The sequence below is a fragment of the Dactylosporangium sp. NPDC051087 genome (assembly GCF_055586325.1).
Genome location: NZ_JBVJIJ010000053.1, coordinates 41,839 through 52,980, shown reverse-complemented (window position 1 = coordinate 52,980; position 11,142 = coordinate 41,839). Strand labels below are relative to the sequence as shown.

At 70.3% G+C, this 11,142-nt stretch carries 9 protein-coding genes; 6 read left to right on the top strand and 3 right to left on the bottom strand.

What is annotated here, in order from left to right; translation table 11 throughout:
- Positions 1-33 precede the first annotated feature (33 nt).
- On the top strand, positions 34-720 hold the full coding sequence (locus ACZ6TV_RS52475; RefSeq protein WP_465308779.1) for a nucleotidyl transferase AbiEii/AbiGii toxin family protein: 687 nt from the start codon (positions 34-36) through the stop codon (positions 718-720).
- Between the two features lie 421 nt (positions 721-1,141).
- A complete protein-coding gene (locus ACZ6TV_RS52470) occupies positions 1,142-1,660 on the top strand; it encodes a DUF4240 domain-containing protein (protein WP_465308774.1) in 519 nt (172 codons plus the stop codon).
- 367 nt (positions 1,661-2,027) lie between these two features.
- Here ACZ6TV_RS52470 and ACZ6TV_RS52465 read toward each other — a convergent pair whose 3' ends face one another.
- The 3 genes from ACZ6TV_RS52465 to ACZ6TV_RS52455 all read right to left on the bottom strand — a co-directional run bounded on the left by ACZ6TV_RS52465 (position 2,028) and on the right by ACZ6TV_RS52455 (position 6,663).
- Entirely contained in the window at positions 2,028-4,742 is a 2,715-nt protein-coding gene (locus ACZ6TV_RS52465; RefSeq protein WP_465308772.1) for an AfsR/SARP family transcriptional regulator, read from the bottom strand.
- 124 nt (positions 4,743-4,866) lie between these two features.
- Positions 4,867-6,495 carry a glycosyltransferase family 4 protein gene (locus ACZ6TV_RS52460; RefSeq protein WP_465308770.1) on the bottom strand — a complete coding sequence of 543 codons (1,629 nt, stop codon included), beginning with the start codon at positions 6,493-6,495 and terminating at the stop codon, positions 4,867-4,869.
- Positions 6,496-6,498: 3 nt separating this feature from the next.
- Positions 6,499-6,663 carry a hypothetical protein gene (locus ACZ6TV_RS52455; RefSeq protein ID WP_465308768.1) on the bottom strand — a complete coding sequence of 55 codons (165 nt, stop codon included), beginning with the start codon at positions 6,661-6,663 and terminating at the stop codon, positions 6,499-6,501.
- A 95-nt stretch (positions 6,664-6,758) separates the two neighbouring features.
- On the opposite strand from ACZ6TV_RS52455, the gene ACZ6TV_RS52450 reads away from it, so the two are divergent.
- The 4 genes from ACZ6TV_RS52450 (at position 6,759) to ACZ6TV_RS52435 (ending at position 11,129) form a co-directional block, all read left to right on the top strand.
- Positions 6,759-7,277 (top strand): SigE family RNA polymerase sigma factor, encoded by a 519-nt coding sequence (locus ACZ6TV_RS52450; RefSeq protein ID WP_465308766.1) that lies wholly within the window; start codon positions 6,759-6,761, stop codon positions 7,275-7,277.
- 20 nt (positions 7,278-7,297) lie between these two features.
- Positions 7,298-8,464, top strand: coding sequence for a hypothetical protein (locus ACZ6TV_RS52445; RefSeq protein WP_465308764.1), 1,167 nt, complete (start codon positions 7,298-7,300; stop codon positions 8,462-8,464).
- Between the two features lie 100 nt (positions 8,465-8,564).
- Positions 8,565-10,337 carry a proline--tRNA ligase gene (locus tag ACZ6TV_RS52440; RefSeq protein WP_465308762.1) on the top strand — a complete coding sequence of 591 codons (1,773 nt, stop codon included), beginning with the start codon at positions 8,565-8,567 and terminating at the stop codon, positions 10,335-10,337.
- Positions 10,338-10,508: 171 nt separating this feature from the next.
- On the top strand, positions 10,509-11,129 hold the full coding sequence (locus tag ACZ6TV_RS52435; RefSeq protein ID WP_465308760.1) for a septal ring lytic transglycosylase RlpA family protein: 621 nt from the start codon (positions 10,509-10,511) through the stop codon (positions 11,127-11,129).
- Positions 11,130-11,142 lie beyond the last annotated feature (13 nt).

The window sequence follows — 11,142 nt, the reverse complement described above, 5'->3', positions numbered from 1 at the left end:
TCCTCAAGGACAACCGCGCCAACCACAACTGACCTGCCCTGGAGGGGTCAAAATTCCCGAACCCAAAAGGGGTCAAATTTCAAAAATCGGCGACAACCGCATGGGTTTGCGTTGGCCGGCGGTCACGCCGTTGCCGCCCACGGCATCCTGCAGCGTCCGAGCGAGGACGTCGATCTCTTTGCTGACTGGCAACAGCGAGCCGATTTTCCTGCCGCAGTTGAAGTCGTTATCGCTGCTTACGTGGTGGCTGGCTACGATGTGGAGATCGACCACCGTACGGAGACCTTTGCCCGGCTTTATCTCACGGACCCGACGGAGCGAAGCGAACACCATCGCGTTGAGCTGGTCGCAAACTGGCGCTTACAGCCGCCGGTGCAGATGGACATCGGGCCGGTATTGCATGCAGACGACGTCATGGCTGGCAAGGTGGATGCCCTGTATAACCGCGCTGCCGCGCGGGACTTTCTGGACATCGACGCTGCGATCGGCGCGGGCCGTTACACGCTGGAGCGCTTGTGCCAGCTCGCAGAGGCGATTGACGCGGGGTTCGACCGTTCGATGTTCGAGCAGATGCTGCGGTCTATCCGACGTTTTGACGACGAGGAATTCGCTGAATACGGCGTCAGTTCGGAGCAGGTCGCGGCGCTGCGCCTCCGGGTCGACGAGTGGCGCGCCCAACTGGTCGCCAGCAACGATTCCGGGCCATTAGCAGGCCATTAGCCCGGGCGAAAGCTGGCCGCTCCAGGCCGCTTGCCGCATGTGTGACCTGCATGTGCGCGCGTCTGGTGAGGGTGACTTGTACGGTTCCCAAGCTGGCAGTGAGGGTTCGATTCCCTTCACCCGCTCGGACCTGGGGACCCTCTGTTCGTGGAAATGCGCGAACCGGGGGTCCTTCGCCATTCCAGCCTGGGGTCCAAGCCCCAGACCCATGATCTGTGGTGCTCGCCGTCGGGGTTGCTGCGCACCACGTACCTTCACTCGCCGCCGGCTGACGCTTCGGCTTCGGCGAGCCGCTGGCTGAGCCCAGCGTGCCATGAGCGGCTTTGCGTGACTGTCAGCTGTCGGCGTTGGCCTCGCTCTCTATGGTTATCCGTCTGTGCCGTGCCACAGACTCCTCACGGACACCGATCGGAGAAGGTTCATGACTACAGCCGAGGACCGTTGGTGGGAGTTCGTTGACCGCGCCCGCCGAGACGCAGGCGGCGAGCGGCCGGCAGCGCGGGCTGCGCTATTGGTCGACTGGTTGTCGCGGCTTGAGGTGGACGAGCTCGTCGCGTTCGACAGGTTCTTTCTGGAGCGGGTCAACCAGGCGTACCGCACCGATCTATGGGAGGTCGCCTACCTCATGAACGACGGCTGTTCTGATGATGGGTTCGACTATTTTCTGGGCTGGCTCATCAGTGAGGGCAAGCAGCGCTTTGTCGCCGGGCTGGCCGACCCGCGGGCGGCCGCGGACGGTGTCGACCCCGGTGACGGGCCGTTCGAGTGTGAGGGAATGTGGGGGGTCGCGTCCCGGGCATTCGTGGCGAAGACCGGCGAGAACGACGAGACGTACTACCAGCAGCATGCTCCGATGGTGCTGCGAAGCGACATCGGTGAACCGTTCGACGAGGACACCGTGGAGGACCGCTATCCCGAGGTGGCGGCGCGCTTCTCCTGAGCTTCAACCCATGAAACCGACCGTTGGATCGTCTCGGTGTGGCGAGACGCGTTCGGGCCATTAGCGTGCCATCGGCCCGACGGTCAGGCTGTCCTGATGCGACTCAGGCGGCAGCGTCGCGGTGGGGTTTGAAGGTGATGTCGAGTGCTGCTGCGAGTCTGGCAAGTAGGGGCACGGTGGGCGTGGCGCCGCCCGATTCGCTCTTCCGTTGTGTTTCATTGCCATTTTCGCTCGAATATTTCGAGTCTGCGGTGCGAGCCAGTAGCTGACGCGGACGGCCGACCTGTCGAGGCGGAACCGCAGCTCACGTCTGGATGCCTCAGGTGGCGACGTATCAGTGAGCGCTACCTAGTAAAGGGCAGAGGCGTCATCTGCTGAGTTTGGCGCGGACCTCGGCGGCGTCGGGGTGGTCGAGGTCGGCGAAGATTTCCAGGGAGCGGCGCCATGTGTCGCGGGCGGCTTTCGCGTCGCCTGCGGCCTGTTGGGTGTCGCCGAGGTGGTGCAGGGTGTCGGCCTCGAAGCCGCGGTCGCCGGTTTCCCTGAACAGCTCCAGGGCCCGTTCGAAGCAGGCCATGGCCTCCGTGTGTTCGCCGAGGTGGTGGTGGGCGAAGCCGAGGCTGTCCCACGTTTCCGCCTCGCCCTGGCGGTTGTCGAGTTCCTGGTGCAGGGCGAGTGCCTGGCGGCAGCTTGCCACCGCTTCACGGTGGTTGCCGAGTTGGGCGTGCAGCCAGCCCATCGCGTTGAGGGCGTTCGCCTCGCCGCTGCGGCTGCCGGCGGTGTGGAACAGGGTGCGGGCCTGGGCCGCCTGCCGGAAGCCTTCGTCGTGCCGGCCCTGGTGGACGGCGATCTCGGCGAGGCCCATGTGACCCTGCGCCTGCCGGCCGGGGTCGCCGAGTTCCTCGTACAACGCCAGGGCCTGGGTCGAATGCGCGTGGGCGTCGTCGGTACGGCTGAGTTTGAGGTAGGCGAGGGCGAGGAGGCGGTGCAGGTGTGCGGCGCCCTGGCGGTCGGCGGCGCGTTCGGCGGCGGCGAGGCCGAGCAGCGACGTGTGCAGCCATTCCCGCCACAGGCCCTGCCGGTCGAGGAACGTCGCCAGTGACCATGCCAGCTGCCAGGTGTGCGTGTCGAAGCCGAGCCGCGCGGCCTGGTCGACCGCGGCGAGCAGCACGGACCGCTCCGCGATGAACCAACCGAGGGCCTGCCCAGAGTCCATCAAGGGCAAAGCCAAGGACGGGGACAGGTCCAGGGTCTCCCGGTGCGGGCTCATCAGTCGCGCACCTGCGTAGGCGGTGTGCAGGTAGTGGTCCAGCATCCGCTCCTGCACGGCCCGCCGGTCCGCGGGCGGGTCGACCGCTTCGGCCAGTTCGCCGGCATACGCGCGGAGCAGGTCGTGGAAGGTGTACCGGCCGGCGACGGGCGAGGTCAGCAGGTGCGCCCGGGTGAGCTCGAGCAGCAGCTCCTCCACGTCACCCGAGTCGACGACATCGATGGCCGCCGCGGTGAAGTCGGGGCCCGGGTGCAGGCCGAGCAGCCGGAACAGCCGGGCCGCCGACGGGCTCAGCGCCGCGTAGGACCAGGACAGCACCGCCCGCGCGTTGACGTCCTGCTCGGCGCCGGTGAACGCGTCGAGCTGCCGTGCCGCGCCCCGTAGCGACGCCGCGATCTCGGCGAGACCGGAGGCGACGGCGGCGCGGGCCGCGACGATCGCCAGGGCCAGGGGGAGCCCGGCGCACGCCTCGACGATCTCGTCGGCCGCGGCGGGTTCGGCCGCGACCCGGGCCGCGCCGAGCCTGGCGACCAGGAGCTGCCGGGCGGCGGCGCCGGGCAGCAGGTCCAGCGGCAGCGGCTCGGCGCCCTCCGCGGTGTGCAGGCCGGACAGCTCGTTGCGGCTGGTCACCAGCACCAGGCTGCCGCCGGCGCCGGGCAGCAGCGGACGGACCTGTTCGGAGTCGCGGGCGTTGTCGAGCACGACCAGCATGCGGCGGCCGGCGAGCCGGCTGCGGAAGAGCGCGACCTGCGCGTCGAAGCCCGCCGGCACCCGCTGCGGCGGCACGTCGAGCGCGTCGAGGAACCCGCGGACGGCCTCGGCCGGGTCGGTCGGGGGTGCGGCACGGTCGAAGCCGCGCAGGTTCACGTACAGCTGACCGTCCGGGAACTGCTCGGCGACCTGATGCGCCCAGTGCACGACGAGCGTGGTCTTGCCCACACCCGCGGTGCCGGCGACGGTGCAGATCACGGTCTGCCGTCCGGTCTGCGCGACGAGCGCGTCGAGGCGGGCGAGCTCGTCGCCGCGGCCGACGAACCCGCGTACGGCCGGCGGCAGCTGCGCGGGCACCAGCCGCGGCGCGGTGGCCGGCGGCTGGCCCCGCAGCACCGCCAGGTGCAGGCTTTGGAGCTCGGGGCCGGGATCGAGGCCGAACTCGTCCGCCAGTCGCTGTTGATGCCGCCGGTACGCCGCGAGCGCCTCGATGCTGCGTCCGGTGGCGTGCAGCGCGCGCATCGACAGGCCGAGAAGCCCTTCCCGGGTGGGGTGCGCGGCGGTCAGCCGGGTCAGTTCGGGCAGCGCCTCGGTGTGCCGGCCGACGGCGATCTCGCAGGCCAGCCACTCCTCGGTCACGACCAGCCGCAGCTCGTCGAGGTCGCCGACGAGCCGGGGTCGCAACCACGGCGACACGGTGTCGTCGAGCGCGTCGCCGCGCCACAGTGCGAGGGCGTCCCGCAGCAGCGTGCCGCGTTCCGCCGGGTCCGTCACGCCGCGGGCCGCCGCGACCATCGCGCTGAAGCGCCGGGCGTCGATCTCGTCGTCGTCGACGTCGATCTGGTACGAGGTGCCGGTGCTGCTCAACGTCACCACCGGGTCCCGCAGGGCGCCCCGGACGCGGGAGACATGACTGTGCAGCTGCTGACGGGCGGTCGGCACCGGTTCGCCGTCCCACAACAGGTACACCAGCCGCTCCACGGGAACGGGGGCGTGGTTGTGCAGCAGGAGCACCGCGAGAAGGCACCGCTCGCGGCGGCGGCGAAGCACGACCGGGCCGTCGGACGAGTCGATCGTCAACGGACCCAGCAGCCGGAACCTCACAGCGGCAAACCGTAGCCGGTCGTCGGGGCGGGTCCGGCGCGGGCGTGTCAAGCGTGGCGCAAGCGACTGCCTCCATATTCGTGATGGTCAACGGCGACCGACGGGGACGTGCGGTGGTCGGCGGTCAAGGGCCGGCCACCGTACGCGGTGCGGCACCGGCGAGCAGCCGCTCCCGGATGAGCGCGTCCGGCGCCTCGAACCATTCGTCGGAGTGTGTGGCCGGGCCAAGGGTCTCGACGGCGGTGACGTACGCCGCACCGTCGACCTCCTCCCCGCTGCTCAGGCCGGCCAGCGCCCGCAGGTAGTGGAAGTCGCTGTTGCCCGGGTAGGTCTCGACCCCGGACGCGGCGACCGGGGCCGCCTGCTCGCCGAGGCCGAGTTCCAGCAGCGTGAGGACGATCCACCGGCTCACCGACGGGCGGATCGTGTGGTCGCCGCCCCGGTACACGGCGAGGAACCCCTCCAGCGCGGCGTCGGGGCGGCCCTCGGCGAGGTCCCGCAGCGCGGCCGAATGCGGCAGCCCCTGCGGCGGGGCGTCGGTGTGGGTTGGCAGGTAGGCGCGGGCGACGCCGGTGCCACCTGAGCGACGCCCGACGATCCGCCACCGTACGGCCCGGTGCCCCTTGACGGCGGGGAACGCCACCGGCACGGCGATGGCACCGGCGGACGTCGCCGCGGCCCGCTCCCTGAGCCGGAGCTCGAAGGACGCTTCGGGAAGGTGCAGGCCGGCAAGGTCGAATCGCCAGTCGCCGGACTGCGGAGGCGCCCAGGCGGCGCGGGTCGCCCGGTAGGCGCTCTCGATCCGGGTGATGATCGTGTCCCAGGAGTAGCCGGCCGCGGTCCGCAGGCCGCCGTCACGCAGCCGCGCCGCCAGCCGCGGCTCGTCGAGGACCCGCCGCACCTGGGTGAGCAGCCCGCCGGCGTCGCGGACGGCGGCGAGCAGCACGTTGTCGCCGTCGCGCGCGTACTCACCGACGCCGGTGTTGCTCGTCGACACGACCGGGGTGCCCGACGCCATCGCCTCCAGGCACGGCAGCGAGAACGACTCGTAGTGCGAGCAGCACATGTAGACGGTGGCGTTTCTGTACAGCTCGCCGAGCAGCTTCTGTTCGGGGGCGACGACGACCCGGCAGCGCGGCTCCAGCGGCTCCAGCGGCGGCTTCGGCGTGACCCAGACGAGCTCCAGCTCGGGCCGCTCAGCGCTGAGCACCGCCCAGACCTGCCGCATCTCGGCCATGCCTTTGAAGTCCTTGCCGTCCCACCCGACGAACAACACGTACGGCGTCCCGCCGGAGGGGCCCGGCCCGGTGGGGCGAAACACCGACGGGTCGATCGCGTTGCCGACGACCTTCGCCGCGACGCCGTACCGGTCGCGGATCACGTCGGCGACCGTGCCGCTCACGGTGAGCGTCAGGTCGGCGGCCTCGAGATGCCGGGCCACGATCGCGTGCGTCGGCGGCTCGATCTCCTCGAACAGATGGAAGTAGCCCTGCTCGAAGTGCGCGACCGGGGCGATGCCCAGGGCTCGGGCGGCCATGATCTGGTCCCAGTAGCCCGCGACGATCATGTCGCACGCCGGCACCGCCTCCGCGAGCTCCACACCGAAGGGCACCCGCACGAACGGCGCTCGCAGGTCGTACCAACGCGGCGGCTGATAATGGCTGAGCACCGTCACCTCGTGCCCGCGCCCGAGGAGCCGGTTCGCGTGCTCGAACAGGACCCGCGCCCCGCCGCCGACGTCGGTGCGGGGCATGAGTTAGCACAGCCGCATCGGGCCGGCGCCGGCGCTTTTGGGCTTGTTGCGGCGCTCCCGGCGGCTCGGCCGCGGCGCGAGGTCCGGCATGTCGCGCCTGGTCACGAACTCGGCGTTGCGAGCGGCAGCGATCGCCGCGGACAGGTCGGGCCGCAGCGGAGAGCTCACATCCGCCCATCGGCCACGGGCCTGACCGCCTGAGGAATTCGCCTCGGCAAACGTGCAGCAGATCGGTGGAGGCAGGTCTCTACATGGGGGAGGCGATGCGAGTGAGCGACACGGCCGATGAGGCGTTCGTGCAGTTCGTGCGGATGCGCGGGGCGAGCTTGATGCGGTATGGGTTCCTGCTCAGCGGCAATGAGGCCGACGCGGCGGACCTGCTGCAGGAGGCGCTCATCGGGCTGCGCGCGAAGTGGGCGAAGATCCGCAGGCAGGAGGCCGTCGAGGCCTATGTGCGGCGGTCCATGGCCCGGCAGTACATCAGGATCTGGCGCAGACGGAAGCGGGAGCAGCTGGTCGAGGTGCCACCCGATCGCGCCGCGCCCGACGACCCGTTCGCGCGGGTTGAGGCCGACGACACGCTGTGGGTGGCGCTGCGGGACCTCGGCCGGCGCCAGCGGGCGGTGCTGGTGCTGCGTTACTACGAGGACCTCGACGACGACGAGATCGCGGTGCTGCTCGGCATCGCGAAGAGCACGGTGCGCAGCCAGGCGGCGCGCGGGTTGGAGACGCTGCGGGCGCGGCTGGACGCGCACCGCCCGGCCGAGGTCAGGAGCCGATGATGGTGGAAGAGCAGCTCAGGATGACGTTGGAGCGGGCCGCGACCGACGGGCCGCCGCCCCCGCTCGACCTGCTGGAGCGGGTGGAGGTCGGGCACCGCCGCCGGCGGCGGACCCGGCAGGCGGGCTGGAGCGCTCTCGCCGGTGTCGCGGCGCTCGCGGTCGCCGGCGCCGCGGTGCTGCTACCCCGGCCCACGACGGACCCCGTGGTGACCGCGACCCCGACCCCGACCCCACCGCCGGCGGCGAAGGAGCCGGCCGCGAAGGACGCGCCACGGGCCGATCTGGTGTGGCCGCAGGCGGTGATCGAGATCCCGGCGAAGTTCGGCGCGGGGTCCAACGAGCCGATCACGATGCTCGACGAGCATCGGATGCTGCTGGCGATCCGGGTCAGCGACGACAAGGTGGTGTCGCTCGCGGTGTATGACACCCGCAGCAACACGGAGAAGGTCCTCACCGACCTGCCGGACCCGCCGGGGGTGCGCGGCTACTGGCCCGGTGAGTTCACCGCCGGCGACGGGTTGATCGTCTGGACGGCGTATGCCTTCGGCAAGGACGGCTCGCAGACGACCGAGTATTGGACGATGCGCGACGACGGCACCGACAAGCAGCGATCCACGCGGCCGGGCGTCGGCGAGCGGCTCATCATCGTCGACGGCACGCTGTATGGGTCGAATCTGAATCGGGAGGGCATCGTGCGGATGCCGGTCGCCGGCGGCGCACCGCAGGAGATCCCCGACTCGGAGGGCTTCGAGATCACGAGGTGGCCGTGGGCGGTCTCCGCCGCGGCGACGGGCACCGACGATCCGGTGGCGTGGAATCTGCTCACGGGCGAGCGGCGCACCCCGAAGCAGCGCGCGCAGCCGACGCGCTGGTGGACGGCCGCGGACCAGGACGTGTGGCTCGGGCTCGACCACAACGGACTCACGTTCGCCCAGGCCACGGACGGCTCGTGGCAGGTGACCACCAGTTCGTTCGACGCGAGGGGCATCACCGGCGGCCGGTTCGTCGTCGGCAACGTCAAAGACCGGCTGCATCCGAACGATCCGAAACCGCGGGCGATCTGGGACCTGCGCACCGGACTCGTCGGGACATTCGACGGTGACTCCTTCCGCCAGCAGGTGGCCCGCCCGCTGGCGTGGGCGACCGACGGCGACCGGCTGAGGGTGATCGACCCGGCAAAGATCTAGGTCTGGTGGCGTGGCTGCCGGAGAAAACCCGATAGTCACGCACCGGAGTCATACGGGTATCGTCGCCGAAGGCCTGTTTGAGAAGTAAGGCGGAAACCCGATGGTGCTGAAGATGTCCACGCTGTTCCTACGGACGCTCCGTGAGGATCCCGCGGATGCCGAGGTGACTAGCCACCGGCTGCTCGTGCGCGCCGGCTATGTCCGCCGCGTCGCCCCGGGCATCTTCACGCTGCTGCCGATGGGTCTCCGCCTGCTGCGCAACGTCGAGCGGATCATCCGCGACGAGATGGACGCCATCGGCGGGCAGGAGCTGACCTTCCCCGCGCTGCTGCCCCGCGAGCCCTATGAGGCGACCGGCCGCTGGACCGAGTATGGCGCGAATCTCTTCCGCCTGAAGGACCGCCGCGGCAACGACTACCTCCTCGGCCCCACCCACGAGGAGATGTTCACGCTCGCCGTGAAGGACTTCTACTCCTCCTACAAGGACCTGCCGCTCACGCTGTACCAGGTCCAGACGAAGTACCGCGACGAGGCGCGTCCCCGGGCCGGCATCCTGCGCGGCCGCGAGTTCGTGATGAAGGACTCCTACTCCTTCGACGTCGACGACGAGGGCCTGAGCGCCGCCTACCAGCGGCACCGGGTGGCGTATGGCAAGATCTTCGACCGGTTCGGCCTGGACTACGTCATCTGCTCGGCGACGAGCGGCGCGATGGGCGGCAGCGCGTCGGAGGAGTTCCTCGCGGTGTGCGACATCGGCGAGGACACGTTCGTCCGCTGCACGAACGGCGACTACGCCGCCAACGTCGAGGCGGTCACCACGCCCGCGCCCGAGGCGGTCGCGATCGAGGGCCAGCCCGCCGCCCAGGTCGTCGACACCCCGGAGACGCCCACGATCGAGACGCTCGTCGACCTGTTCAACGCGCGCGACGACCTGCGCCGCGACGACCGCGCCTGGACGGCCGGCGACACGCTGAAGAACGTCATGCTGATGCTGACGCTGCCCGACGGCAAGCGCGAGCCCCTCGCCGTCGGCGTCCCCGGCGACCGCGAGGTCGACCTGCGCCGGCTCGAGGCCCAGGTCGCGCCCGCCGAGGTCGCCCCCATGTCGGAGGCGGAGTTCCAGCAGCATCCCGCGCTGGTCAAGGGCTACATCGGTCCCGGCGTCCTCGGTGAGAAGGCATCGTCGGGCATCCGGTATCTCGTCGACCCCCGGGTGGTGGACGGCACCAGCTGGATCACCGGTGCCGACCAGCCCGGCAAGCACGTGATGCACCTCGTCGCCGGACGGGACTTCACCCCCGACGGCACCGTCGAGGCGGTCCGCATCCAGGACGGCGACCGCTGCCCCGTCGACGGTGGCGCCCTCGCCCTGGAGCGCGGCATCGAGATCGGCCACATCTTCCAGCTCGGCCGCAAGTACGCGAAGGCGCTCGGCCTGACCGTGCTCGACCAGAACGGCAAGGCCGTCACGGTCACCATGGGCTCCTACGGCGTCGGCGTGTCCCGCGCCATCGCGGTCATCGCCGAGCAGACCGCCGATGACCGCGGCCTGTGCTGGCCCCGCGAGCTCGCGCCCGCGGACGTGCACGTGGTCGCCGCCGGCAAGACCGAGGAGATCAAGGCCGGCGCCGCCCAGCTCGCCGACGCGCTCGCCGCGACCGGCCTGGAGGTGCTGCTCGACGACCGCAAGGACGTCTCGCCCGGGGTGAAGTTCAACGACTCGGAGCTGCTCGGCGTCCCGACGATCGTCGTGGTCGGCAAGCGGCTGGCCGACGGCATGGTGGAGATCCGCGACCGCAAGACCGGCGAGAAAGAGGAGATCCCGGTCGAAGGCGCTGCGGAGCGTATCGCCGGGATCATTCGCGCAGCGTGACAAAGCGGTGACAGCGCTGGGAGGGTCGGCCGTTCGGCTCCTTGTCGGATCAGCCGTTCGGCCGGACCTATCCCGTCAAATCCCCGCACGTAAGGCACTTCGGTTTGACTGGCGCCAGGGAGAGACCGATACGTTCGGTCACGGCCTTGCTGTCGACGAAGGGTGCTGACGTTGTCCGGCCGACACATCGCAATGAGCCGACGTCACCTCGTTCCATTGATCGCCGGCACCGTCGTGGTGGTCGCCCTGATCGGCGGCGCAGTCGCGACCGTCAATATGGGTTCCGATGACGCGAAGCAGACCTCGGCGAGCGACCTGATCGACGGCAGCCGCAGCGCCGACACCCGCGCGGACCGCGGCGACCGGCCGTCCCCCTCGGACTCGGCCGAGCCGTCGGCGTCCCCGTCCGCATCGCCGCAGGTCAGCAAGTCGCCCGAGGCGACCAAGACGCCGACGAAGAAGCCGTCGACATCGACGACGAGCAAGGCGCCGGCGCCGACCACCGTGACGAGCACCGGCACCTGCAAGGCGTCCTACTACGCCACCGGGTCGCGCACCGCCAACGGCGAGAGCTACAACCCGGACGGGATCACCGCCGCGCACAAGACGCTGCCGTTCAACACGAAGGTCAAGGTCACCAACACGGCCAATGGCAAATCGGTCGTCGTGCGGATCAACGACCGCGGGCCGTTCGTCGCCGGGCGCTGCCTCGACCTGTCCCGCGGCGCGTTCGTCACGATCGCTTCGGTGAGTGCCGGTGTGATCAACGCCCGGTATGAGGTACTCAAGTAACCGAGAGACCGGC